Annotated in this window: 23 protein-coding genes; 19 read left to right on the forward strand and 4 right to left on the reverse strand. The window is 64.3% G+C overall.

Annotated elements, in window-relative coordinates:
* Positions 1-110 precede the first annotated feature (110 nt).
* Together AB7290_RS10430 and AB7290_RS10435 are read right to left on the reverse strand one after the other, a co-directional pair.
* Positions 111-1670, reverse strand: a complete 1560-nt coding sequence (locus AB7290_RS10430) for a glycine betaine ABC transporter substrate-binding protein (RefSeq protein ID WP_085399719.1) — start codon at positions 1668-1670, stop codon at positions 111-113.
* Positions 1667-2449, reverse strand: a complete 783-nt coding sequence (locus tag AB7290_RS10435) for an ATP-binding cassette domain-containing protein (protein ID WP_085399718.1) — start codon at positions 2447-2449, stop codon at positions 1667-1669. Before AB7290_RS10435 ends, AB7290_RS10430 begins: the two co-directional genes overlap by 4 nt.
* Positions 2450-2736: 287 nt before the next feature.
* Between AB7290_RS10435 and AB7290_RS10440 the strand changes: the two genes are divergently transcribed.
* The 6 genes from AB7290_RS10440 (at position 2737) to AB7290_RS10465 (ending at position 7787) form a co-directional block, all read left to right on the forward strand.
* A complete protein-coding gene (locus tag AB7290_RS10440) occupies positions 2737-3555 on the forward strand; it encodes an ABC transporter ATP-binding protein (protein WP_014493075.1) in 819 nt (272 codons plus the stop codon).
* Positions 3555-4340: an ABC transporter permease gene (locus AB7290_RS10445; RefSeq protein ID WP_063981635.1), complete on the forward strand. Its 786-nt coding sequence runs from the start codon at positions 3555-3557 to the stop codon at positions 4338-4340. Before AB7290_RS10440 ends, AB7290_RS10445 begins: the two co-directional genes overlap by 1 nt.
* Before the next feature lie 102 nt (positions 4341-4442).
* Positions 4443-4979: a DUF305 domain-containing protein gene (locus AB7290_RS10450; protein ID WP_167767961.1), complete on the forward strand. Its 537-nt coding sequence runs from the start codon at positions 4443-4445 to the stop codon at positions 4977-4979.
* 9 nt (positions 4980-4988) lie between these two features.
* A complete protein-coding gene (locus AB7290_RS10455; RefSeq protein WP_085401540.1) occupies positions 4989-6458 on the forward strand; it encodes a YncE family protein in 1470 nt (489 codons plus the stop codon).
* 49 nt (positions 6459-6507) lie between these two features.
* Positions 6508-7017 carry a sigma-70 family RNA polymerase sigma factor gene (locus AB7290_RS10460; RefSeq protein WP_038942280.1) on the forward strand — a complete coding sequence of 170 codons (510 nt, stop codon included), beginning with the start codon at positions 6508-6510 and terminating at the stop codon, positions 7015-7017.
* A complete protein-coding gene (locus AB7290_RS10465) occupies positions 7014-7787 on the forward strand; it encodes an anti-sigma factor family protein (RefSeq protein WP_085401541.1) in 774 nt (257 codons plus the stop codon). Before AB7290_RS10460 ends, AB7290_RS10465 begins: the two co-directional genes overlap by 4 nt.
* Before the next feature lie 73 nt (positions 7788-7860).
* On the opposite strand, the gene AB7290_RS10470 is transcribed toward AB7290_RS10465, so the two are convergent.
* On the reverse strand, positions 7861-8310 hold the full coding sequence (locus tag AB7290_RS10470; protein ID WP_015684397.1) for a cupin domain-containing protein: 450 nt from the start codon (positions 8308-8310) through the stop codon (positions 7861-7863).
* A gap of 139 nt (positions 8311-8449) precedes the next feature.
* Between AB7290_RS10470 and AB7290_RS10475 the strand changes: the two genes are divergently transcribed.
* The 10 genes from AB7290_RS10475 to AB7290_RS10520 all read left to right on the forward strand — a co-directional run bounded on the left by AB7290_RS10475 (position 8450) and on the right by AB7290_RS10520 (position 17208).
* Entirely contained in the window at positions 8450-9475 is a 1026-nt protein-coding gene (locus tag AB7290_RS10475) for an ABC transporter substrate-binding protein (protein ID WP_167767962.1), read from the forward strand.
* 29 nt (positions 9476-9504) lie between these two features.
* Positions 9505-10209: an NUDIX hydrolase gene (locus AB7290_RS10480; protein WP_135214124.1), complete on the forward strand. Its 705-nt coding sequence runs from the start codon at positions 9505-9507 to the stop codon at positions 10207-10209.
* A 95-nt stretch (positions 10210-10304) separates the two neighbouring features.
* The gene (locus tag AB7290_RS10485; RefSeq protein ID WP_135214125.1) at positions 10305-11615 is read left to right on the forward strand and encodes an ABC transporter substrate-binding protein; all 1311 of its coding nucleotides are present in this window, start codon (positions 10305-10307) and stop codon (positions 11613-11615) included.
* A gap of 15 nt (positions 11616-11630) precedes the next feature.
* The gene (locus tag AB7290_RS10490; protein ID WP_028150401.1) at positions 11631-12398 is read left to right on the forward strand and encodes an ABC transporter ATP-binding protein; all 768 of its coding nucleotides are present in this window, start codon (positions 11631-11633) and stop codon (positions 12396-12398) included.
* A gap of 3 nt (positions 12399-12401) precedes the next feature.
* Positions 12402-13106, forward strand: a complete 705-nt coding sequence (locus AB7290_RS10495) for an ABC transporter ATP-binding protein (protein WP_028150400.1) — start codon at positions 12402-12404, stop codon at positions 13104-13106.
* A 13-nt stretch (positions 13107-13119) separates the two neighbouring features.
* Positions 13120-14001, forward strand: a complete 882-nt coding sequence (locus AB7290_RS10500) for a branched-chain amino acid ABC transporter permease (RefSeq protein WP_063981643.1) — start codon at positions 13120-13122, stop codon at positions 13999-14001.
* Complete coding sequence (locus AB7290_RS10505; protein WP_135214126.1) at positions 13998-15017, forward strand: branched-chain amino acid ABC transporter permease; 1020 nt, start codon at positions 13998-14000, stop codon at positions 15015-15017. Before AB7290_RS10500 ends, AB7290_RS10505 begins: the two co-directional genes overlap by 4 nt.
* The gene (locus tag AB7290_RS10510) at positions 14977-15906 is read left to right on the forward strand and encodes a polyphosphate kinase 2 family protein (protein ID WP_135214127.1); all 930 of its coding nucleotides are present in this window, start codon (positions 14977-14979) and stop codon (positions 15904-15906) included. The genes AB7290_RS10505 and AB7290_RS10510 overlap by 41 nt, the downstream gene beginning before the upstream one ends.
* Complete coding sequence (locus tag AB7290_RS10515; RefSeq protein ID WP_071910557.1) at positions 15903-16940, forward strand: patatin-like phospholipase family protein; 1038 nt, start codon at positions 15903-15905, stop codon at positions 16938-16940. The genes AB7290_RS10510 and AB7290_RS10515 overlap by 4 nt, the downstream gene beginning before the upstream one ends.
* Before the next feature lie 13 nt (positions 16941-16953).
* Entirely contained in the window at positions 16954-17208 is a 255-nt protein-coding gene (locus AB7290_RS10520; RefSeq protein WP_071910559.1) for a DUF3551 domain-containing protein, read from the forward strand.
* 142 nt (positions 17209-17350) lie between these two features.
* Here the strand turns inward: AB7290_RS10520 and AB7290_RS10525 are convergent, their stop codons facing one another.
* Positions 17351-18235: an MBL fold metallo-hydrolase gene (locus AB7290_RS10525; RefSeq protein WP_167767963.1), complete on the reverse strand. Its 885-nt coding sequence runs from the start codon at positions 18233-18235 to the stop codon at positions 17351-17353.
* A 723-nt stretch (positions 18236-18958) separates the two neighbouring features.
* Here AB7290_RS10525 and AB7290_RS10530 point away from each other — a divergent pair.
* From AB7290_RS10530 to AB7290_RS10540, 3 genes are all read left to right on the forward strand, one after another.
* Entirely contained in the window at positions 18959-21292 is a 2334-nt protein-coding gene (locus AB7290_RS10530; protein WP_441253378.1) for a mechanosensitive ion channel domain-containing protein, read from the forward strand.
* Between the two features lie 99 nt (positions 21293-21391).
* Positions 21392-22390 carry a tripartite tricarboxylate transporter substrate-binding protein gene (locus AB7290_RS10535; protein ID WP_135214131.1) on the forward strand — a complete coding sequence of 333 codons (999 nt, stop codon included), beginning with the start codon at positions 21392-21394 and terminating at the stop codon, positions 22388-22390.
* 219 nt (positions 22391-22609) lie between these two features.
* Positions 22610-24205: an NAD-dependent malic enzyme gene (locus tag AB7290_RS10540; protein WP_244623101.1), complete on the forward strand. Its 1596-nt coding sequence runs from the start codon at positions 22610-22612 to the stop codon at positions 24203-24205.
* The last annotated feature ends 2 nt before the right edge of the window (positions 24206-24207 follow it).

Below are 24207 nucleotides of genomic sequence, written 5' to 3' on the forward strand. Positions count from 1 at the left end.
CCCAGATCGTAGGGTGGGCAAAGCGAAGCGTGCCCACCATCCCGTTGCTCGTGTTGAGAGACGGTGGGCACGGCGCTTACGCGCCTTTGCCCACCCTACGAAATCCGGGCCTACCGCTTGCCCACCTTCTCCCAAAGCCACTTCGCCACCGCATCCGGCGATGAATTCGCGTCGTTGCCGCTGGCGCGTAAATTGGCCTCGCGCATTGTGGCGATGTCGATCTTGCCGAGCAGCGGCCCGAGCGCGGCCCGTAGTCGCTCATCGCCGGCCCGCTTCGGCGCCAGCAGCAGGACCGCGTCGTAGGGCGGGATCGCGTGCCTGGGATCGTCGAGCACGACGAGATCGTACTTTGCAATCAGTCCGTCGCTGGTGTAGCCGGCGATCACGTCGACCTCGCCGCTGGCGACGGCCGCATACATGAAATCCGGCTGCATCTGGCGCTGGGCGCGGAACGAGAGGCCATAGGATTTTTGCAGCGCCGCCCATTCGGGGCGCGAGAAGAACTCGTAGTCGCCGGCGATGGACAGCGCCGGTGCATGCGCGGCGAGATCGGCGATGGTGCGGATGCCGAGCGCCTCGGCGCGCTTCTTCGGCATCACCAGCGCATAGGCGTTCTCGAAGCCGAGCTCGCCGAGCAGGGTGATATGGTCCTTTGCGAGCGCTGTCTTGAGCTCCGCCAACAACTCCGCGCGCGGCTTGATGTCCGTGCGGTGCAGCTGGTTGGCCCACAGCGTGCCGGAATAATCGACATAGAGATCAATGTCGCCGGCCTTGAGCGCCTCGAAGATCACGCTGGAGCCGAGACCCGACCGCGCGGTCGCGGGGAGACCGGCGGCCTGGAGGCGATCCCTCAGCAGGGCCGACAGCACATATTGCTCGGCGAACGTCTTGGCGCCGACGACATAGCTCTGCGACGAGCGTCCCATCGTCGGCACCAGCGTTGCGAGGACCAGCGCCGCGATCCCGATGCCGCCGAGCGCGGCAGGCAGGCGGCTGCGGTGGCGCAAGCCGCTCTCGATCAGGCCGAGCAGCTGATCGACGGCGAGCGCGAGCAGGGCCGAGGCAAAGCAGCCGAACAGCACGAACACCCAGTTCTGGGTCTGAAGCCCGGCAAAAATATAATTGCCGAGGCTGGTCTGCCCGATCGGCGTTGACAGGGTCGCGGTGCCGATCACCCACACCGCCGCGGTGCGGATGCCGGCCATCATCACCGGCAGCGCCAGCGGCAGCTCGACCATGATGAGCGACTGCCGCGCGGTCATGCCGACGCCTTTGGCGGCTTCGATCAGCGCGGGATCGATGCCGTTGAGGCCCGTGATGCCGTTGCGCAGCACCGGCAGCATCGAATAGAGCGCAAGCGCCAGCATCGCCGGCAGGAAGCCGAAAGCCGAGAAGGAGATTCCGAACCAGGCGAGTGTCACGGACGCGACCAGCAGCAGCAGCGGATAGAACAGCGCGAGCAGCGCCAAGCCGGGCACCGTCTGCACGATGCTTGCGAGCGCGAGCAGGATAGCGCGCGGCGCCGGGCGGTTGCGGGTCAGGATCGCCAGCGGCAGGCTGACGGCAAGGCCAAGCGCGAGCGCGGCGAGGCTGACCCGAACATGGTTGCCGAGATAGTCGGGCAGATGCGACAGCGCCTCGCCCCAGCGCGGATCGGCGAACAGGCTCATGCCGCACCGCTTTGTGGCAGCAGCGCGTTCAGCCGCTCGACCTGGCGCCGCGGCGTGCGCAGCAGCTCCAGCACATAGGCGTCGCCGCTCGTCGAGAGCTCCGCGGGCGTGCCCTGCGCCAGCAGCTCTCCGCTGCGCATCACCGCGATGCGGTCGGCGAGCAGGATCGCCTCCGTCATGTCGTGGGTGATCATGACCGTGGTCAGGCCGAGCTTGCGGTGCAGTTCGCGAAAATCCTCGCCGAGCGCATCGCGGGTGAGGGGATCGAGCGCGCCGAACGGCTCGTCCATCAGCACGATGCGGGGCCGTGCCGCGAGCGCCCGCGCCACCCCGACGCGCTGGCGCTGGCCGCCGGAGAGCGCCTCGGGCAGGCGATCGCGATGCGCGCGACGGTCGAGTTGCACGAGCTCGAGCAGCTCGTCGACCCGCGCGGTGATGTCCGCTGCCGGTGCGCCCAGCAGCCTTGGCGTGATCCCGATATTGTCGGCGACGCTCAGGTGCGGAAACAGCCCGCCGCTCTGGAAGACGTAGCCGATCCGGCGCCGCAGCGCGACCGGATCGACGGCTTGCACATCCTCGCCCTCGACCGTGATCGTGCCGGCATCGGCCTCGATCAGCCGGTTGGCGAGCCGCAGCAGCGTGGTCTTGCCGGAGCCGGAGCCGCCGACGATGGCCAGAAATTCGCCCTCGGCGATGTCGAGCGACACATCGTCGACGGCCGTGAGTGAGCCGAAGTTCTTGCTGACGCGGGAATAGCCAATCATCGGCCTGGAAGGCATTGGGCGGGGCTCACTCTCTTACCCTCCCCTGGAGGGGGGAGGGTCGCTTCGCATGTAGCGGCGCGGAGTGCGAAGCGGGGTGGGGTGACCTCTCCACGCGGGGACTGCCTCAAAGGAGAGACTGTCACCCCACCCCGTCTCACATTTCGCTGCGCTCATGCGAGCCGACCCTCCCCCTCCAGGGGAGGGTAAGAGCACGGCAGGACCCATGCGTAGCACGCTTGGCGGCTCGATTGAACTTGGCCGCGCGAGCGGCTAAGGCATCGGGCCAAGTTCGGAGGGAATACATGACGACGCCCACGGCAGTGGCGCTGGAAGACGCCAAAGTCGCGTTCCGGCTGGGGGACGACCGGGTCTATACGGCGGTGGAGAAGGCCCATCTTTCGGTCGCGCAGGGCGAGTTCGTCGCCATCGTCGGGCCGACCGGCTGCGGGAAATCGACCCTGCTCAACGTCGCGGCCGGCCTGCTCAAGCCCGCCGCCGGCAGCATCAAGATTTTCGACCGGCCGCTCGCGGGGCTGAACCGGGACGCCGGCTACCTGTTCCAGGCCGATGCGCTGTTCCCCTGGAAGACCGCGCTCGACAATGTTGCGATCGGGCTCGAGATCGCGGGCACGCCCCGCGCCGAGGCGCTGCAACGCGCGCAAAAATGGCTGACTTCCGTCGGCCTCGGCGCCTTCGCCAACCGTTATCCGCACATGCTCTCGGGCGGCCAGCGCAAGCGCGTGGCGCTGGCACAGGTGCTGATCCGCGACCCAAAGATACTCCTGATGGACGAGCCGTTCGGGCCGCTCGATGCGCAGACCCGCCAGGTGATGGGCAATCTGCTGCTCGACCTCTGGAATGCCGACCGCAAGGCCGTGCTGTTCGTGACCCATGATCTCGAAGAGGCGATCGCGCTCGCCGACCGCGTCGTGATCATGTCGGCGGGGCCGTCCTCGCGCATCATCGGCGACTGGCGCGTGAGCTTGCCGCGCCCGCGCGATATTTTCGAGGTGCGGCTGGATAAGGAGTTCCATGCGCTCCACCGCGAGATCTGGAGCGTGCTCAAGGACGAGGTGATGAAGGGCTACGCGCAATCGACCCAAGCGGCGGAGGCGATCTGATGTCGCGCGTGACGCTGCTTGCGCTGCAGGTCCTGGTCGCGGTCGTCTGCCTCGCACTGTGGCAGCTCTTTGCGACCGTGCCGGTGTTCGGAAAAATCCTGTTGCCGCCGTTCTTCTTCTCCAACCCGGTCGACGTGTTCAGCCAGATCGTCAAATGGTTCTCGTCCGGCGTGATTTGGAAGCATCTCGGCATCACGTTGACGGAATCGATTCTGGCGTTCGTGATCGGATCGCTCGGCGGCGTGCTGGTCGGCTTCTGGTTCGCGCGCCAGCCGCTGGTTGCCGCAGTGTTCGACCCTTACGTCAAGATGGTCAACGCGCTGCCCCGCGTCGTGCTTGCGCCGATCTTCGCGCTGTGGCTGGGCCTCGGCATCTGGTCCAAGGTCGCGCTCGGCGTGACGCTGGTGTTCTTCATCGTGTTCTTCAACGTCTATCAGGGCGTCAAGGAAGTCAGCCGCACCGTGCTCGACAATGGCCGCATGCTCGGCATGAGCGAGCGGCAATTGATGCAGCACGTCTATTGGCCGTCGGCGCTGTCGTGGATGTTCTCCTCGCTGCACACCTCGGTCGGCTTCGCCGTGGTCGGTGCGGTCGTCGGCGAATATCTGGGATCGGCGGCAGGGCTCGGCTATCTGATCCAGCAGGCCGAAGGCATCTTCGACGTCGCGGGCGTGTTCGCCGGCATGTTCGTGTTGTCGGCCTTCGTCATCCTGATCGACTTCGGGGTGACGCTGGTTGAGCGCAGGCTGCTGGTCTGGCGCCCGACCGTGGACGGGCGGGGGTAGTCCGCCTCGTTTGGCTGCTGACGTTTATGTGATTGACCGCCCGGAATAGAACGCGCGGCCATACGTCATACCCCCATGCAACCACCTGCATGGGAGTTCAGGATGCCCCCCTCACAGTTTCGCCGCGCCGTAGCGGCTCTTGCAAGCAGATACCGATGGCCCAGGCCCGGCCTCGGCACGGCGTTCCTTGCCGCGCCAATTCTGGTCGCGTCCGTACTCCCGCTGCTCGTGTTCGCGCATGAAGCCCATCCGGCCGCCCCACCGGCCGCGGTGAGCGCGGAGGAGCGTGCGTTTTTGGAAGAAAACGAAGCGGCGATGACCAAGATGATGAACGACATGGCGGCCAAGCCGACCGGCGACATCGATCGCGACTTCGTCGCAATGATGAGCCCGCATCATCAGGGCGCGATCGACATGGCGGTCATCGAATTGCGCTATGGCAAGAACGAGCAGCTGCGGCGTATCGCCCAGGAAATCATCGTCGACCAGATGCAGGAGATCGCGGCCATGAAGCTCGCGATCGGCGAGCCGGCGACAGACACCACGCCCGCCCCGACCCAACCGCCCTCAGCTCCCAACACAACCGTTCATCATCATCCGGGCATGCAAATGGATGTGTCCACGGGAATGAAGAAGTAGGAGTCGCAGATGACCACGTCACGAAGCACTATGATGAAGAGCATTTTCCTGGCGGCCACGATGCTTGCGACGGGTTCGGTCGCGTGGGCAGGGCAGGCGCCGGGCGCGCTGTCCGCTGCCGATATTCCGGTGAGCCACCACGACCGTGTCTACGCCGCAGAGCAGTTCTCGAATACGGTCTCGGTCACCGATCCCGTCGATAACAAGCTGCTTGGCGTGATCCGGCTGGGCGACCCGCAACCCGGCAATTTCAGCCCGCTCTACAAGGGCCAGGTGCTCGTACATGGCATGGGCTTCTCGCCCGATCACAAGACGCTCGCCGTGGTATCGATCGGCTCGAATTCGGTGAGCTTCATCGACACCGCGACCAACGCGGTCAAGCATATCACTTACGTCGGACGATCGCCGCACGAGGCGTTCTTCACGCCGGACGGCAAGGAAGTGTGGGTCACCGTTCGCGGCGAGAACTACATCTCCGTCATCGATCCGATCAGCTTCAAGGAGAAGACCCGCATCACGACCCCGAACGGGCCGGGCATGCAGATTTTCTCACCCGACGGCAAATACGGCTACATCTGCTCGTCGTTCAATCCCGAGACCGACGTCGTCGCGGTGGCCGAGCACAAGATCGTCGCCACGGTGAAGCAGGAGAGCCCATTCTGCCCGAACATCGCGGCGACGCCGGATGGAAACCAGGTGTGGTTCACGCTGAAGGACGTCGGCCGGACACAGGTGTTCAACGCCAAGCCACCGTTCAACGCGATCAAGACGATCGATACCGGGCCGATCACCAACCACGTCAATTTCGCGCACACCGCCAAGGGCACGTTCGCCTACGTCACCATCGGTGGCCTGAACGAAGTAAAGGTGTTCCGCACCGACGATTTCTCGCAGGTCGCGACGATCCCGGTCGGCAATCTGCCGCACGGCGTCTGGCCGTCGGGCGACGGCACACGAATCTATGTGGGGCTGGAGAACGCCGACGCGCTCGCGGCCATCGACACGGCGACCAATAAAGTGGTCGGGAACGTTCCGATCGGTCAGGCGCCGCAGGCGATCGCGTATGTTCCAAATGCCGCGCCCAACCCTGATGACCGCCAGAATTTGCAGGCACTCGGCGTTGCCGGCCAGGTCGCTCATCTCGCGCTTGCGTCGAAGGACGGTGCGAAGGACGGCACGGCGCCGACCAGCGTGTCGCTGTTCGATCAGGGCCTGATTCAGATCTTACAGGCTTCGGTGACGGGACTTCAGCCCAAGCAGAAATATGTGCTTGCCCTGGCGGAGCATGGCGACGGCAGTGGCCCGTTGCAGCCGTTGGCGGCGTTCATGACCAATCCGGCTGGATCTGCCATCGTCAATGTGGCCGGTCCGATCCGGCAGATCGTCGACCAGTCTGCCGCTGAAGCAAGGCGGTACCTGGTGATTGCGGCCGGCGACGCGGCTATGCCCGGTGAGGCGGTCCAGATCGAGGCGCAATGACGCGCCGTCCGACGTCGGCAAAGGGCAGGTGGAGCGCCTCGTGAAGGACATGCTGGTTCAGGTCGAGCCGCTTATCCCCGCGCTCCGCCGCTACGCGCGCGCGCTTTTGCGCGATCGCGTGGCTGCCGATGATCTGGTTCAGGATTGCCTGGAGCGTGCCGTCAGCCATTGGCATCAGCGGCGCGACGGCAGCGTGCGCGCCTGGCTGTTCAGCATCCTCCACAATCTGGCGGTCACGCAATTCCGCCAGGCGACGGCGCGGGGCAGGCATATGCCGATCGACGATGCAGGCGAGCGTGAGCTCGCCAGCGCCGCCGCGCAGGAGCACAGGCTGATCTATCAGGATGTCCTGAAAAAGCTTGCGAGACTGCCGGAAGAGCAGCGTGCGGTGTTGTTGCTTGTTGCGGTTGAGGATCTATCCTACGCGGACGCCGCGGGAGTGCTGAAGATTCCGGTCGGGACCGTGATGTCGCGCCTGTCGCGCGCGCGGGAGAGGCTATTGCAGGAGATGGAGGGCGTGGCTCCAGGGAACGTCGTGGCATTGCGGGGCGTGAAATGAACCGGCGGCCGATCACCGAGGACGATCTCCACGCCTATGTCGACCAGGCGCTCGAGCCTGAGCGGCGCGCGGAGGTCGCATCCTATCTGGACGATCATCAGGATGTCGCCGCGCGCGTTGCGGCCTTCGCCACCCAGCGGGAGGAGCTGCGCGGGGCGTTTGCGTCGATCGCCGACGAGCCGTTGCCGGCCGAGCTGAATCTGTCGCACATCATCGAGAGCCGGAGGCGGTCTCCCATGCGGGCGTGGTGGGCGATCGCTGCGATGTTGCTTCTCGGCATCGGCGGTCTCGGCGGGTGGACCATGCGCGGCGTCTTGCAGGAGGGCTCGAACGGACTGTCTGCGCTGGCACAGGAGGCGGCCTATTCGTATGGCGTTTACGCACCGGACCGCGTGCGGCCGGTCGAGATACGCGCGTCCGACAGTGCCGAGCTCACGCGATGGGTATCGAATCGGCTGAAACAGCCGGTCAAGGTGCCGGATCTCTCTGTATCCGGCTATCGGCTGATGGGCGGTCGCCTGGTTGCGACGTCGCACGGCCCGGCCGCGATGTTCATGTACGATGACGATCACGGCGACCGGCTTGTCGTGCTGACGCGTCCGATGAGCAACCGCAATCTGGATACGCCGATGATGCCGCAATCGACCGGCGATGTCGCGGGCTTCGTGTGGGCGGATGGCGGCATGGGTTACACGCTCGTCGGCCAGCTTCCGGGAGACACCCTCAAGCCGATCGCGAACGAGATCCGGAAGCAGACGCGCCCGATCTAGCGCCGGGATTCACGGAACGGGCCCGCACGGCAGTGCGAGCCCGAACGTTCAACCGGCCCGAGTTGCGGGGAGCCTAGTCCAGCAGCTTGGTGTCATCGGGCGCCTGCGGCGGCGTCTTGATCGCGATGGCCTTGACCTGACCGCTGATCGGCTTGGTGCCGCCGTGCGGCGTGCCCTTGGGGATGATGACGAGGTCGCCAGGTTTCACCGTCACCTCCTTGTCGCCGAGCCAGATCGTCCCGGTCCCGTCGAGGATGTACTGGATCTCGTTGGTGTTGGGATGCATGTGCTTGGGCACATTGCCGACCTGGATCGAGATGGTGGCGCCGTCGGCGCTGGCAAACATCTTGGAACGGTAGCCGACATTGTTGGCGGGCCCGAGCGCGTCGCCTTCCATCTCGCCGGTATGGATGATCTGCGCGGTGACGTTCTCCGCGGCCAGCGCCGGCCGGAGCAGTTGGTTTGCGCCGCATCCGGCGGCAAAGGCGGCGGCGATCGACAGCCCGATTGCAAGGCGATTCATGGATGATCCTCCCCATCAAGAATTGTTCTTGTCTGAGCATGTTATTGCGCCGAAAGGCCAATGGCCAGTGCCACTTAAGCGGTGCTTCTCAAGCCAGTCCCGCTGCTCTATGGTGCCGCCGGCCGAATGGAGGAAACCAATGAAGAACACGATTGCCAGGCTCGCCGGCGCGCTGCTCGCGCTGACGTTCACCACCGGTCTTGCCGCGGCGCAAAGCAAGGTGACCATCGCGATCGGAGGCGGCGCCTGCCTGTGCTATCTGCCCACGGTGCTGGCCAAGCAACTCGGCGAATACGAGAAGGCGGGCCTCAATGTCGAGCTCGTGGACCTCAAGGGCGGCTCGGACGCGCTGAAGGCCGTGCTCGGTGGCAGCGCCGACGTCGTCTCCGGCTATTTCGACCATTGCGTCAATCTCGCCGCCAAGAAGCAGGAGCTTCAGGCCTTCGTGGTCTATGACCGCTATCCCGGCCTCGTGCTGGTGGTCGCGCCCTCGCGCACCAATGACATCAAGTCGGTCAAGGACCTCGCCGGCAAGAAGGTCGGTGTCAGCGCGCCCGGCTCCTCCACCGACTTCTTCCTCAAATATCTCCTGAAAAAGAACGGGCTCGATCCCGCCGGCACCGCCGTGATCGGCGTCGGCCTCGGTGCCACCGCGGTCGCCGCGATGGAGCAGGGTCAGCTCGATGCGGCCGTGATGCTCGATCCCTCCGTCACCGTGCTCCAGGGCAGCCACAAGGATCTGCGCATCCTCAGCGACACCCGGACCCAGAAGGACACGCTCGAGACGTTCGGCGGCGAATATCCGGGCGGCGCGCTGTACTCGACCGTGGCCTGGATCAACGGCCACGAGAAGGAAACGCAGGCGCTCACCAACGCAATGCTGGCCACGATCGGCTGGATCCATTCGCATTCGCCGGAGGAGATCATGGCGAAGATGCCGGACGAGATGGTCGGCAAGAACAAGGAGCTTTATCTCGCCGCGCTGAAGAACACGATCCCGATGTTCTCCGAAACCGGCAAGATGGACCCGAAGGGCGCGGACGCGGTGCTCGCGGTGTTCAGCGTCGGCTCGCCCGAGGTGGCCGCCGCCAAGATCGACGTCAGCAAGACCTTTACCAACAAGTACGTCGATCAGGCCAAGAAGACCACGGGGAACGCCAAATAACTGACGCGAAGGTGTTGTAATCAGGTGTCATGACGTCATTGGTCATTCATCGCGTCACGACGCTTGATCTTGCCGTGCGGCCAATCGCCTGGCCGTTCGCCGAAGAGCGCCGCGCCGAGATTGCGGCGCATTTCGCCGAGAAGCAGCGCGAGCGGCCGAAGATGTGGAACGGCCGCGTCCTGCTCGGGCGCGATGCCGTGTTCACGGACGGCCATCTCGCCGCGACCTATTTCGAGACTGATTTCGCGAGCTTCCTTGCCTGGCGCGACTGGGGCTTTCCCGACAAGGCCGTGTTCAACGGTTTTGGCATGGGCGCGCTGCGCGCCTCCGACGGCGCCTTCATCATGGGCGAGATGGCGCAGCACACCGCCAATGCGGGCCGCATCTATTTCCCCTCGGGCACGCCCGATCTGGACGACGTCAGTGACGGCGCGCTCGACATTCCCGGCAGTGTCATCCGCGAACTCGGGGAAGAGACCGGCTTGACCGCGGCCGACTACCGGACCCAGCCGGACTGGCACTGTGTCGTCACTGGTCCGTCGATTGCAATGATTCAAATTATCAACCTGGACATGCCGGGTGACGTGGCCCGGGCCCGGATCGAGGCCAACCTCGCCCGCGAGGACGATCCGGAGCTGTCGGCCATTCATCTTGTGCGCGGGATGAGTGATCTCACGCCGACCATGCCGCGATTTGTCACGGCCTTTATCGAGCAGCAGTTCGCGTCGCGCTGAAGCGCGAGGCTTGACATCGCTGCCCCCAGCCCATGTGATGGGCCAAAAAGCAAAAGCAAGAAGACTGCAATGCACAATCGTCCAGGGAGGTTTTGATGCGCCTGCGCATGGCTGCCCGCTTGGTACGTGGGCTGTTGGTCGCGATATCAGCGACGGGCTTGATGGCTTCGGCTCAGGCTCAAGAGAAGAAGATCAAGATCGGCGTTGTTTTCGACCTTACCGGGCCTCTCGCGGGCGGTGGATCTGAGCTCGGCTATATCGGCGCAAAGATCATTCTCGACTACTTCGCCAAGACCGGCGTCGAGGGCTACAAGATCGAGGCGGTCTACGCCGACGCGCAGAGCAAGCCCGACATCGCCATCAACGAATCCGTCCGCCTGCTCGAGCAGGAGAAGGTGGACATGGTCCTCGGCTTCTTCTCATCGGCGCAATGCGTGCCGGTCGCTGCCCGCGTCGAGCAGCTCAAGAAGTTCATGTGGATGACGACCTGCATCTCGTCGGCCGTGTTCAACGACAAGGGCTACAAATACGTTTTCCGCCCGCAGGCGAGCGGCGACCAGTTCGGCATGATGACGATGGATTTCATCGCGCAGAATGCCAAGGCGAAGTTCGACAAGGAGCCGAAGGACCTGCGCGTCGCCATCATCCACGAGGATGGCGCCTATGGCGTCGACGTCTCCAGGGGCAACGAGGCCGGCGCGAAGAAGGCGGGCTTCAACGTTGTGATGAAGGAAGGCTATTCGGCGACGGCGCCGGATCTCTCCGCGTTGGTGACCAAGCTGAAGCGCGCCAAGCCCGATGTCATTTTCCACACCGGCTACAACCCTGACATCACGCTGTTGCTGCGCCAGGCCCGCGAGCAGGGGCTGAAGTTCGGCGCGCTGATGGGCCATGGCGCCGGCTACGGCGTCTACGAGAAGCTGAAAGAGGGGATGGGGGCTGACGCCACCTACATCTTCAACACCGACCCGATCTCGATCTGGCTCGCCAACCAGAAGACCATGGATCCGAAGCTCCCGCCCGTGATCAAGATGGTCGGCGAGGAGTTCGACAAGATCAGGCCCGGCGTTGCCATCCGCTCCGCGCATGTCGGCATCGGCGCGTCCAACACTTACGTGTTCATGAGTGATGTGCTGCCGCGCGCGATCAAGAAGTATGGCGGCGTCGATCCCGACGCGCTGCGCAAGGCCGCGCTCGACACCGACATCCCCGAAGGCGGCACGATGCTCGGCTTCGGCGTCAAGTTCTACGGCGAGGGCACGCCGATGGCCGGGCAGAACGAGCGGTCGTTCCCGGTCGTGATCCAGTACATCGACGACAAATCCTCTGTGGTGTGGCCCAAGAGTCAGGCGCAGCGCGAGGCCGTGCTGCCGCTGCCGAAGGGCACCACCTACAGCAACCAGTAGCGGCGGAGCAGGGCGGTGCTGGAAGTCAGCGGGCTGGTGAAGCGGTTTGGTGGCTTCACCGCCGTCAACAACGTGTCGTTTCGGGTCGATCAGGGCGAGATCCTCGGCTTGATCGGCCCCAACGGCTCGGGCAAGAGCACGATCTTCAACATGCTCTCCGGCACCCTGGCGCCGACATCCGGCTCGATCCTGTTCGGCGGCGCCGAGATCGCAGGCCTAGCGCCGCACCGGATCATCAACAGCGGCATCGGCCGTACCTTCCAGATTCCGCGGCCGTTCCGACGCCTGACAATCTTCGAGAATGTCGCACTGGCCGGCTTCTACGGCCAGGGCCGCCACAGTCGTGCCAGGGCGGAGGAGGCGGCCGAGCGGTCACTTGCGATGGTGGGCTTGCCGACCGATCGCCATGCCAGCGTCGATGGCCTGGGCGCAGCCGGCCTGAAGAAGCTCGAACTTGCGAAGGCGCTCGCGACCGCGCCAAAACTGCTGCTTGCGGACGAGAGCCTCGGCGGTCTCGACGAGACCGAGATGGACCAGGCGGCGGACATGCTGCGCAACATCCGCGACGAGCTCGGCATCACCATCATCTGGGTCGAGCACATCATGGGCGTGCTGATGCGCGTCGTCGACCGCGTGATGGTGCTCGATCACGGCGAGAAGATCTCGGAAGGCTTGCCGAGCGCGGTTGCCGGCGACCCGCGCGTCATCGAGGTCTATCTCGGCACCGATGCCGAGACCACGCAGGCCGCGGCGGCGGAAGCGCGCCGCCGCTCGGGAGGCTAGACGATGCTGGAGCTTCGTTCGGTCAGCGCGGGTTACGGCACGTTCCAGGCGCTGTTCGACGTCAATCTCGACGTGAAGGCGGGCGAGGCCGTCGGCGTCATCGGTCCGAACGGCGCCGGCAAGACCACGCTGATGCGCGTCATCTCCGGCCTGATCCGTCCCACGCGCGGGTCGATCAGGATGGAGGGCGTCGATGTCGTGGCGACGCCGCCGCACAAGATCGTCAGCCTCGGGATCGCCCATGTGCCGGAGAACCGGCGGCTGTTTCCGCAGCTCACGGTCGACGACAATCTCAAGATGGGCGCCTTCATGAAGGAGGCGCGCGGCCACTATGCCGAGCGGCTGGATGTCGTGTTCGACCTGTTTCCGCGCCTGAAGGAACGCCGCCACCAGATGGCCGGCACCATGTCCGGCGGCGAGCAGCAGATGTGCGCGATCGGCCGCGCGCTGATGTCGAATCCAAAACTCCTGCTGCTCGACGAGCCGTCGGCGGGGCTGGCGCCGGTCGTGGTGCAGCAGGTGTTCGAGCTGGTGAAGCGAATCCGCGCCCGCGGCCTGACGGTGCTGATCGTCGAGCAGAACGTGCAGCAGGTGCTAAAAGTGGTTGATCGCGCTTATCTGATCGAGGCGGGCACGATCCGGGCGTCCGGCACCTCGGCCGAGATGCTGGCGAGTGACACGGTCAAGGAAGCGTATCTCGGGGTATGAGGTTCATGCAGGCATGCAAGCTTTTTTGGGCATTTTCGACATCTATCTGCTGGAGGCCGTGATCAACGGCATCCTGCTCGGCGGCGTGCTGGCACTGCTCGCGCTCGGGCTCAACTTGATCTTTGGCGTCATCGACGTGACCTGGATCTGCTACGCAGAGCTGGTGATGATCGGCATGTACGCCATGTATTTCATCGTGCAGTACTACGGCCTCAGCTACTTCATCGCAGCGCCGTTCACCATTTTGCTCGTCGCGATCCTCGGCGCTGCGCTGCACTACCTCGTGATCGCGCCGCTGCTCACCGCGCCGCCGATCAACCAGCTGCTTGCGACAGGCGGGGTGCTGTTCGTGCTCCAGAGCTTTGCCACCGTCGCCTTCGGCATCGACTTCCGCAATCTCGGCATCCGCCTGCCGGTGCTCGCCTTCGGCGACATGAATTTCAGCTACGCGCGGCTGCTATCCTTTCTGGCCGCGCTGGTCGGCATGGTCGCAGTGTACCTGTTCATGACCCGCACCTTCACCGGCACCGCGATCCGCGCCATCTCCCAGGATCGGCAGATCATGGCGCTGATGGGCGTCGACACGAAGAGAATGTATCTCATCACCTCCGCGCTCGGCGGCGCGCTGGCTGGGCTCGCCGCTTGCCTGCTGGTGCTGCAATATGACGTGCATCCCTTCGTCGGCCTCTCCTTCGGACCGATCACCTTCCTGATCTGCGTGCTCGGGGGGCTCGGCAATTTCATCGGCGGCTTCATCGCCGCCTTTGTGTTCGCCGAGATCATATCGCTCGGCGGCCTGTTCTCCGACCTCGAATGGGGCTACGTGCTCGCCTTCGCCTTCTTCATCGTCATGATGTTCATCCGGCCCGCGGGCCTGCTTGCGAGGCGCCGATGATGGGGCAGGGGCGGCTTGCGGCATGGGCGGTGGGGCTGGCGGCGCTGGTCGCGCTGCCCTTCGTCTATCGCGATCCCTATCATCTGCACATCCTGGTGCTGATCCTGATCTGGTCGTTCGCCTACACGTCCTGGTCGATGATGGGACGGTTCGGTCTGGTCTCGCTCGGCCATGGCGGCTTCATGGGGATCGGCGCCTATGTCACCGCGCTGCTGTGGAATCATCTGGGCTGGTCGCCCTGGATCGGCATTCCAATCAGCATGGTTGCGGCGGGTGCGCTGGCGCTGATCGTCGGTTACCCCTGCTTCCGCTTCCGCATCACCGGACATTATTTCGTGCTGGTGACGCTGGCGCTGTCAGGCATCGTGCTCCAGGTCATCACGGCCACGCGCGACTATACCGGCGGCTCGCTCGGCTATACGCCAAATCGCGCCTCGGGCAACAAGCTGCTGGCGCTGCAATTCGACGACAAGACGACCTGGTATCTGATCGCGCTCGGGGTCTGGCTTTTCGGCATCGTGGTCTGGCACTGGGTCGACCGCAGCATGGCCCGCTACGCGCTCGAGGCGATCTCGGAGGACGAGGATGCCGCGGCCGCCGCCGGCGTCGATGTCACCGCGGAGAAGCTGAAAATCACGCTGCTCAGTGCGGTGATGACGGCGCTCGCCGGCGCAATCTACTGCCAGTACCAGATGTTCATCACCCCCGACACCGTCAGCGGCATCGCGGTGTCGCTCCAGATGGTGTTCGCGGCCATTGTCGGCGGCCTGTTCGTCTCGCTCGGCCCGACCTTTGGCGCTGTCATCACCATTCTGCTGGCGGAAACCCTGCGTATCGGCTTCGGCACCAAGGCGGTCGGCTGGGACAACCTCGTCTATGGCGTGCTGCTGGTCCTTTTCATCATATTCCTTCCCAAGGGCATCCTTGGTAGCCTGCTCGACCGATTGAAGCCGCAACGCAAGGTGCCCCGCGCTCATGAGCAAGAAGCCGTCCAAATCGCTCGCCCAGGAACTTGACAGCTACATCACGCCGTTCCGTTACGACGGATCGGGCAAGTTTCACCTCAAGGATTACAAGACCAACGAGAAGGGCGATCTCGACAAGGAGAAGGCGCAGGAGATTCTCGACGCCAACAAGAAGCGGATGATCGAGTTTCAGGAGAAGCTCTACGCGCAGGACCGCTGGTCGGTGCTGATCGTGCTCCAGGCCATGGACGCCGCCGGCAAGGATTCTGCGATCAAGGCGATCTTCGAGGGCATCAACCCGCAGGGCTGCGAGGTCCATGCTTTCAAGGCGCCGAGCACCAAGGAGCTCGATCACGATTTCCTCTGGCGCCACGCGATCGCGCTGCCCGAGCGCGGCCATATCGGCATCTTCAACCGCTCCCATTACGAGGAGTGCCTGGTCACGCGGGTGCATCCGGAGATTCTTGCCAAGCAGAAGCTGCCGCAAAGGCTCGTCACCAAGAACATCTGGAAGGAGCGGTTCGAGGACATCTCCGCCTTCGAGCGCCACCTCAGCCGCAACGGCACGGTGGTTCTGAAATTCTTCCTCAATCTATCCAAGGAGGAGCAGCGCGAGCGCTTCCTTGAGCGGCTCGAGGAACCGGCCAAGCAGTGGAAGTTCTCGATGGACGACATCAAGGAGCGCGCGCTGTGGCCGCGCTACCAGGCGGTCTATCAGGACATCGTCCGGCATACGGCAACGTCGCACGCGCCCTGGTATGTCGTGCCGGCCGACCACAAATGGTTCGCGCGCGTCGTGATCGGCTCGGCGATCGTCGCGGCGCTCGAAAAGCTGGACCTGCGCTTCCCCCGCGCCGACAAGGCCTCGCTTGGCGAATTCGACGAAGTGCGCAAGGCGCTGGAGCACGAGGGGAAGGGAGGCAGGAAGCCCGCAAAGTGACCGCCCGTGAGACCAGCAACCAGAAGAACGTCAACTTCGCGCTTCAGGGCGGCGGCGCGCACGGCGCCTTCGTCTGGGGCGTGCTGGACCACGTGCTCGAGGACGGCAGGCTCGCCATCGAGGCGATCAGCGCTACAAGCGCGGGCGCGATGAATGCGGTGGTGCTGGCCTCAGGCATGGCCATCGGCGGAGCCGAGGGGGCGCGGCAGAACCTGCATGCGTTCTGGTACGAGGTCTCGCGGATGGATCAGGTCTATGACCTGTTCTCGCCACTCAACCAGTTGATCCAGGCCCTCAAGCTGCCGCCGGAATATCACCCTGTCCATGCTTTCATCCACACGCTGACGCACACGGTGCCGCCGAACCTGCTCAACCCCCTCCACTTCAATCCGCTCCGGTCGTTGCTGCTACGCGTGGTCGATTTCGATCGGCTCAATTCATCGCCGGACGCACCGCAGCTATTTCTCAACGCCACGAATGTCCGTACCGGCAAGATCAAGGTGTTCCAGACGCCGCTGCTCAGCGCGGAGACCGTGCTCGCCTCGGCTTGTCTGCCGCCATATTTCCAGGCGGTCGAGATCGACGGCGAGCATTATTGGGATGGCGGCTATCTCGGAAATCCCGCGATCTTTCCGCTGATCTATCGAAAAGGTAGCCAAGACGTCATCATCGTGCAGGTGACCGCGATCCGGCGTGACGAACTGCCGGCGAGTGCCGCCGACGTTCTCCATCGCATCAACGAGATCAGCTTCAATTCGTCACTGATGCGTGAGATGCGCGCGATTGCCTTCGCGACCCGGCTGATCGATAATGGCGAGCTCGATCGCAACACGCACAGCCGCATGTTCATGCACTGGATTGGAAACGACCAATTGATGTCGCAGCTCGGAACGGCCACGCAGTTCCATCCCGAATGGAGCCTCTTGTGCCGCCTGCGTGACGAGGGGCGCGAGGCCGCGCGAATCTGGCTGACGCAAAACTTTGACTGGATCGGCAGCTCGTCGACGGTTGATTTGACTGAGATGTTTCTCTGATTTCGAGGTTGTCGTGTACAAGCCTGCTGTCGTCGTTTCCCTGTTCGCCGCGCTCTTGATCGCCGGTTCCGCGCGCGCCCAGACCTATGGGGGCGATGCGCCGGTCTGCCTGCACGTCTTCGGCGAGTTGGAGGGCGAGCGGATGGACTGCATTTTCTCCTCGTTCGCCCAGTGCCAGGCAAGCGCGCAGGGGCGTCCGGCGACATGTCTGACGAATCCGTATTTCGCGCAGGCGCCGTCGGCGAGGACAGGGCGGCGCGTTCGCTAGCGGCGATCCCTAGGGTGGGCAAAGCAAAGCGTGCCCACCAATCTTCATCCGGCGAGAGGTGGTGAGCACGGCGCAAGAGCGCCTTTGCCCACCCCACGATCTCAGCGCGAGCGAAGCTCGTCGCGTCTGAGCAAGCCGACCCTCAATACCCGCGGCCCCACCAGTAGCAGAAGCGCTCGATATTGGCGGGAAGGGCGGTCTCGTAATTCGCCCATTTCTCGTATTTCGGCAGCTTCACTTCCTTCATCGCGGTGTCGAAGCATTTGCCGGCATCGGCGGCCTTCTTCACCTCTGCGGACAGATCTTCCATGTAGGCGATGTCGTCCTCGACGTCCTTCTTGGTGCCGAAGCGCCCGCCGGCATAGGGATGGCCGGGGATCATCCGCTCCCAGTCGAGCGAGGCCAGCTTCTTTAGCGAGGCGATATACTCGATCGGCGAGGCGTTGTCGGGAATGTTGCGGAACTGCACGGACTCGATCGGCGCGAAGTCGACGACGAAGACGATCTTCTCCTTCGGCAGCCGCATCACCAGCGAATTGTCGGAATGGTTGCGGCCGACATAGTTCAGCTCGAGCGTGGTGCCGCCGAGCGTGATGCTCTTCTTGTCGTCGATCACCTGGTCCGGCATCACGACATCGGCGAGCAGCGAATTCTGCTTCTTTAGCTCGAGCAGGCGCTCCTTGGTCCGCCGGTGCGCAATGAAGGTGGCACCGAGATCCTTGAAGGGCTGGCCACCGGCGATGTGGTCGTAATGGTGGTGGCTGTAGATGACGTATTTGATCGGCTTGTCGGTGACGGCCTTGATGGCGTCGATATAGGGCTTTGCCGGACGCAAATATGAGATCGGGTCGGTCGCGATCACGCCCTGCGGCGTCACGACGAACATCGACTGATGACCGCCATAGCGGAAGACGTAAACGTTCTCGGTGCCGTCGACCTTCTTGGTCGAGGTCTGCGGCGGGGTCTGCGCGAAGGCTGATCCAGTCAGGAGGGCCGCAACAGCGGCGATGCAAAGTAATGCTTTCATGTCTTGCTTTCTGGAAATGGATGGAATGCGGAAGGCGAATGGACTCTCTGACACAAACGCGGCGGGAGGGAATTTATTCCCTGATCCACTGCGATCAATCTGTCGAGGTGGGAGGGAACACGGCCTCAAATGTGATACCGGCACCATTGATCCTGCTTGACAGTTTTATGTCACGGGAGGAGCATGCTGTTGGTCGCAAACAAGCGACGCGTCGTCCACCTCAAGAGCAAGGGGAGGTCTATGACACCACCTCCGCAGATCCAGCCGCGTTAAGTGCGATGGAGCTCGTTCGGACTATCGCATAGCGGCAGAAACCGCGAACGGCACGCCGGGTAAAGGTTTAGCGGGCTGCATCAGTGAGGCAAAGCCCCTACCTACCCGGCGCTGTATTTTGCATCACACCGATCGTGTCGGATGGCCGTGATGCGGCCGCCATGACAGGCGCTTTGACATCCTGCTTTCTCCTCCTCCTCGCCGTCATTCCGGGCCGACTCCCGGAATGACGGGAGGATTCTGTTGTGCGCATCGCACATCGATTGATGTCCGGCCGCGCGGAGCCGACGGTTCCCGTTCCTGCATTGCGGCAAATGCCAAGAGAATGTCGCCTCGTTGGCCAACTTCCGACACAGCGCCGGGGCGAATAGCGTCGATACGACATGACGCAGTGCTTCGGCGGCGACAGTCCCGACTCCGCCGGCGCATGCGCTTTTCCAGGGAATCCTCGTGTCGCACAAGCTTGCCCCGGCGTTCCTCGCCGCTCTCTTCATCGCGATCTCATCTCTTTCCACCGTTCGCGCCGAGCCGCCGGCCGCCAACAGGGCTGCCGCACTGTCGCCGGAGGAAGCCAAGCGGGCGCTGGAGACGCTCCAGGACGACAAAAAACGTGCGCAGATGATCGATACGCTGCGCGTGATCGCGAATGTGCCCGGTCAGCAGCAGCCCGTGCCCGCCGCGCCGGAGCAGAAATCGCCGATCCCGCTCTCGGCCGACGGCCTTGGCGCACAGCTCCTGCTCACGGTGTCGGAAGAGATCGGCGAGATCTCGCGCGAGATCGCCGACGTGGCGCGGACGCTGACGCATTTCCCCGCCTTCTATTACTGGATCGTACGGACCGCCAACGATCCCGTCGCCTACAACCTCCTGATCGAGACCGCGTGGAAGCTGGCGCTGGTGCTCGGCTGCGCCATTGCGGCGGAGTGGGTGATCTTCCGCGCGATCCGGCGGCCCGTTGCCTTCCTGGAAGGACGCGTCCCGCAAACCGCGCGCCTGCCGGCGCAGGTGCTGCCCATCGCCGATCCGCCGTCATCGGTCGCCGATGTCACGCCTGCGCCCGAACTGCACAAGCGCCGCAACAGTCTCGCACGTGTCTGGCAATTGCTGCTGCGGCTGCCCTTCGTGCTGGGGCGTCTCCTGCTCGAGCTGCTCCCCGTGTTCGTTTTCATCGGCGTCGCAACCGCATTGCTCGGCACGGAGATCGGCGATCCCGCAACCGTCCGCCTCGTGATCCTGGCCGTCGTCAATGCCTATGCCTTCTCGCGCGGGCTCATCTGCGTCGTCCGCGCGCTGGCGGGGCCGTTTGGCCTCGTTCCGGTTCGGGCAGAAACCGCGGCCTATATCGAGATCTGGGCGCGGCGCATCGTCGGCGTCGGCGTCTCCGGCATCGCCTTCGCCAATGTGGCGCTGCTGCTCGGCCTGCATCGTGCCGGCTATGCCGCGCTGCTGCGCATGGTGTTGCTGGTCGTGCATCTCTTCGTCGTCGTCATCATCCTGCAATGCCGCCGCCAGGTCGCCGAAGCCATCCGCGCGCCGGCGGAGCGGCAGGGGATCGCGGCGCGCCTGCGCAACCGCATTGCCGGCGGCTGGCACTATCTCGCCATCGCGCTCGACCTCGCGCTGTGGGCGGTGTGGGCGCTCAACATCCGCAACGGCTATTCGCTGCTGCTGCAATATTTCGTCGGCACCGTCGTGGTGGCGCTGATCACGCGCGTCGCCATCATGGTGACGCTGAGCCTGATCGACCGCGGCTTCCGCATCAAGCCGGAGATCCTCCAGCGCTTTCCGGGCCTCGAGATCCGCGCCAACCGCTATCTGCCGCTGTTGCGCAAGATCGTATCCAGCGTGATCGCGTTCATCGGCTTCGTGGCCGTGCTTGAAGTCTGGGGCGTCGACGCCATCGTCTGGTTCTATGGAGGCCAGATCGGCGGCCGGCTGATTTCGGCGGTGGCGACCATCGGCATCGCCGTGCTCATTGCTGCCGCCATCTGGGAAGCCAGCAACGCGCTGCTGGACCGCCAGATCAATACGCTGTCACGCGACGGGCACTACGCCCGCGCGGCGCGCCTGCGCACCTTCCAGCCGATGCTGCGAACGGCGCTGCTCTGCCTGATCGCCACCGTCGTCGGCCTTACCGCGCTGAGCGAGATCGGCGTCAATGTCGCGCCGCTGCTGGCCGGCGCCGGCATCGTTGGCATCGCCATCGGCTTCGGCTCGCAGAAGCTGGTGCAGGATCTCATCACCGGCCTGTTCCTGCTGCTGGAGAACACGGTCCAGGTCGGCGATAACGTCAGCGTCTCCGGCCTCTCCGGCGTGGTCGAGAACGTCTCGATCCGCACCATTCGTCTGCGCGCCGGCGACGGCGCGGTGCACATCGTGCCGTTCAGCGCGGTCACGACCATCACCAATGCCAGCCGCGGCGCCGGCAATGCGTCCGTCAGCGTCAATGTCGCCTACAAGGAAGACACCGACCGCGCCGGCCAGATTCTCAAGGACATCGTCGAGGAGATGCGCCGCGAGCCGGAGTTTCGCGCGGCAATTCGCGGCGACCTCGAACTGTGGGGCATCGACAAGGTCGATGGTGCCATGGTGTCGATCGTCGGCCAGATCCGCTGCACGGAGGCCGGCCGCTGGCCGGTCCAGCGCGAATTCAACCGCCGCATGAAGCTGCGCTTCCAGCAGAACGGCATCGAGGTCGCATCCCCGGTCCAGACCATCCTGATGCAGATCGCGCCGCCGGCTGATGGCGCCGCCAATCTGGCCCCGCGGCGGGCGGCTGGTTAGCGCTCGGCATAATTTCCAGCTTGCCTCTGCCCGCCCGGCAGCGTTCACTCCGGCCCCAGCCCGCTGACAACATGCGGGCGATGAAAAAGGGTGGATGGAATGCAGGGGCTGTGGGCCGGACTACGCGGTCATGTGATCGTCATTTGCGCATTGATCGGATCCGCGGCGTGGGCCGGACCGGCGGGCGCTCAGCCGTTCCCGTCGCGCCCCATCACCCTCGTGGTGCCGTTCGCGGCGGGCGGCCCGACCGACACGCTGGCGCGGATCCTGTCCGAGCGGATCGCCGCTCAACTGCACACGACCGTCGTGGTCGAGAACGTGGCCGGTGCCTCCGGCAGCATTGCGGGCGCCCGCGTCGCGCGCGCGACGCCTGACGGCACGATGATCACGATCGGCCATTGGGGCACGCATGTGCTGAACGGCGCGATCTTCAAGCTGCCCTATGATGTGATCGCCGATTTCGAGCCGGTCGCGACGATCGCGATGGGAACGCAGCTGATCGTCGGCCGGAAATCGCTCGAGGCCAACAATCTGAAAGAGATGATTGCGTGGCTGAAGGCCAGCCCCGGCAAGGCGACTGCTGGCACAGCTGGTGCAGGCACGGGCGCGCACGTCGCAGGCGTCTTCTTCAAGGAGAAGACCGGGACCGATTTCCAGTTCGTGCCTTATCGCGGCGCCGGACCCGCCATGATCGATCTCGTCGCAGGCCAGATCGACATCATGTTCGATCAGGCCTCGAACTCGCTGCCGCAATACAAGAACGGCGCGATCAAGGCGTTCGCAGTGACGTCGCCGACGCGGCTCGCGTCCGCGCCTGATATCCCGACCGTCGACGAGGCGGGCCTGCCCGGTCTCTACATCTCCTACTGGCACGGCATCTGGGCACCGAAGAACACGCCGAAGGAGATCGTCACAAAGCTCAACGCGGCCATCGTCGCGGTGCTTGCCGATCCCGTTGTCAAGCAGCGTTTCGCCGAATTGGGGCAGGAGATTCCGCCTGCCGACCAGCAATCGCCTTCGGCGCTCGGCGCATTCCAGAAGGCAGAGACCGAGAAATGGTGGCCGATCGTGAAGGCCGCGGACATCAAGCCCGAGTAGTCCAGCTGCGTTAACCTCCTCTCGCGCGCAAATGCCCGCTTTTCGCGAAATCTCGCTGCGGTGCGAGATCACAATCGAGCCTTGAGTCTCTACGTCCTTGATCTCAGGTGAGCGCTGGCCGACAATGCTTGCCCTTCAATAAGAAACTTCCTGGGGGAATTCGTGAATAGACCTGCTCGGGTCAGCGCCCATTCGACATCATCCGACCCCGCTCACGGCATGACGCTGCTGCGCGATCCCTTGCTCAACAAGGGCACCGCCTTCACGGAAGCGGAGCGCGACGCGCTCGGCCTTCGCGGCCTGCTGCCGCCCTGCGTGCTGACGATGGAGACGCAGGTCGAGCGCGTGCTTACCAATCTGCGCACGCTGCCGACGGACCTTGAAAAATACGTCGCGCTGAATGCGCTGCATGACCGCAACGAGGCGCTGTTCTTCCGCGTCGTCGTCGACAATATCGACGAGATCCAGCCGATCATCTACACCCCGACGGTCGGGCTCGCCTGCCAGAAATACGGCCTGATCTTCCAGCGGCCGCGTGGCATGTTCATCTCATCGCGCGATCGCGGCCAGATCGCCGAGATCCTGAAGAACTGGCCCTATCCGGCCAAGCTGATCGTCGTGACCGATGGCGAACGCATCCTTGGGCTGGGCGATCTCGGCGCCAATGGCATGGGCATCCCGGTCGGAAAGCTCTCGCTCTATTCCGCCTGCGCCGGCGTGCATCCCGAGCATTGCCTGCCGATCGTGCTCGACGTCGGCACCAACAACGAAGAGCTCTTGAACGATCCCTATTATCTTGGACTGCGCGAGCGGCGGCTCACCGGCGAGGCCTATGATAGCTTCGTTGACGAGTTCATGCAGGCCGCGCGAAAGACGTTTCCGGGCGTGCTGATCCAGTTCGAGGATTTCGCCAATCACTCGGCGTTCAAGCTGCTGCACAAATATCGGGACGAGGCCTGCGTCTTCAACGACGACATCCAGGGCACCGCGGCCGTGGCACTCGCCGGCCTGTTCTCGGCGCTGCGCGTCAATGGCGGCAAGCTCAGGGATCAGCGCATCCTATTCCTCGGTGCAGGCGAGGCGGCAACCGGCATCGCCGATCTCGTCGTCTCCGCCATGATGACGGAGGGAATTTCCGAGGCGGAAGCTCTCCGGCGCAACTGGCTGGTGGATTCCCGCGGCCTCGTCGTCGGCGGCCGTGACGGCCTCTCGGGCCATAAGCTGCGCTATGCCCATGCCGGCCAGGCGCCGATCGCCGATTTCCTCACCGCGATCAAGACGCTGAAGCCGACGGCGATCATCGGTGTGGCCGCGGTCGGCGGCGCCTTCACGCCCGAGGTGCTCAAGGCGATGGCCACGCTCAACGAGCAGCCGATCGTGTTCGCGCTCTCCAACCCGACCTCGAAGGCCGAATGCTCGGCCGAGGATGCCTACCGCTATACCGAGGGCCGCGCACTGTTCGCCTGTGGCAGTCCCTATGATCCGGTGACGCTCAACGGCCGCACCTTCGTGCCGCGCCAGGGCAACAACTCCTACATCTTCCCCGGCGTCGGCCTCGGCGTCATCGCCAGCCGCTCGCGCCTGGTGACGGACGAGATGTTCATGGCGGCCGCCCATACGCTCGCCGATTGCGTCGGCAAGGAGGACCTCGCGCAGGGCAGCCTCTATCCGGCACTCCCTCGCATTCGCGAGGTCTCGGCCCGCATCGCCGTTGCGGTGGCAGACGTCGCCTACCAGCGCGGTCTCGCCGACGGACCCGCACCCAACGACGTGAAGGGCCTGGTCCAGTCCCAGATGTACGAGCCGCAGTACTGACT

Origin of the sequence: Bradyrhizobium sp. 613_E4_N2_2, from assembly GCF_052075995.1 — a bacterium.
GTDB classification, from domain to species: domain Bacteria; phylum Pseudomonadota; class Alphaproteobacteria; order Rhizobiales; family Xanthobacteraceae; genus Bradyrhizobium; species Bradyrhizobium barranii.

Bases quoted from the DNA above. Each gene is read 5' to 3' on its own strand.
- AB7290_RS10430 (WP_085399719.1), bottom strand. From the start codon at position 1,670: ATGAGCCTGTTCGCCGATCCGCGCTGGGGCGAGGCGCTGTCGCATCTG.
- AB7290_RS10435 (WP_085399718.1), bottom strand. From the start codon at position 2,449: ATGCCTTCCAGGCCGATGATTGGCTATTCCCGCGTCAGCAAGAACTTC.
- AB7290_RS10440 (WP_014493075.1), top strand. From the start codon at position 2,737: ATGACGACGCCCACGGCAGTGGCGCTGGAAGACGCCAAAGTCGCGTTC.
- AB7290_RS10445 (WP_063981635.1), top strand. From the start codon at position 3,555: ATGTCGCGCGTGACGCTGCTTGCGCTGCAGGTCCTGGTCGCGGTCGTC.
- AB7290_RS10450 (WP_167767961.1), top strand. From the start codon at position 4,443: ATGCCCCCCTCACAGTTTCGCCGCGCCGTAGCGGCTCTTGCAAGCAGA.
- AB7290_RS10455 (WP_085401540.1), top strand. From the start codon at position 4,989: ATGACCACGTCACGAAGCACTATGATGAAGAGCATTTTCCTGGCGGCC.
- AB7290_RS10460 (WP_038942280.1), top strand. From the start codon at position 6,508: ATGCTGGTTCAGGTCGAGCCGCTTATCCCCGCGCTCCGCCGCTACGCG.
- AB7290_RS10465 (WP_085401541.1), top strand. From the start codon at position 7,014: ATGAACCGGCGGCCGATCACCGAGGACGATCTCCACGCCTATGTCGAC.
- AB7290_RS10470 (WP_015684397.1), bottom strand. From the start codon at position 8,310: ATGAATCGCCTTGCAATCGGGCTGTCGATCGCCGCCGCCTTTGCCGCC.
- AB7290_RS10475 (WP_167767962.1), top strand. From the start codon at position 8,450: ATGAAGAACACGATTGCCAGGCTCGCCGGCGCGCTGCTCGCGCTGACG.
- AB7290_RS10480 (WP_135214124.1), top strand. From the start codon at position 9,505: ATGACGTCATTGGTCATTCATCGCGTCACGACGCTTGATCTTGCCGTG.
- AB7290_RS10485 (WP_135214125.1), top strand. From the start codon at position 10,305: ATGCGCCTGCGCATGGCTGCCCGCTTGGTACGTGGGCTGTTGGTCGCG.
- AB7290_RS10495 (WP_028150400.1), top strand. From the start codon at position 12,402: ATGCTGGAGCTTCGTTCGGTCAGCGCGGGTTACGGCACGTTCCAGGCG.
- AB7290_RS10500 (WP_063981643.1), top strand. From the start codon at position 13,120: ATGCAAGCTTTTTTGGGCATTTTCGACATCTATCTGCTGGAGGCCGTG.
- AB7290_RS10505 (WP_135214126.1), top strand. From the start codon at position 13,998: ATGATGGGGCAGGGGCGGCTTGCGGCATGGGCGGTGGGGCTGGCGGCG.
- AB7290_RS10510 (WP_135214127.1), top strand. From the start codon at position 14,977: ATGAGCAAGAAGCCGTCCAAATCGCTCGCCCAGGAACTTGACAGCTAC.
- AB7290_RS10525 (WP_167767963.1), bottom strand. From the start codon at position 18,235: ATGAAAGCATTACTTTGCATCGCCGCTGTTGCGGCCCTCCTGACTGGA.
- AB7290_RS10535 (WP_135214131.1), top strand. From the start codon at position 21,392: ATGCAGGGGCTGTGGGCCGGACTACGCGGTCATGTGATCGTCATTTGC.
- AB7290_RS10540 (WP_244623101.1), top strand. From the start codon at position 22,610: ATGACGCTGCTGCGCGATCCCTTGCTCAACAAGGGCACCGCCTTCACG.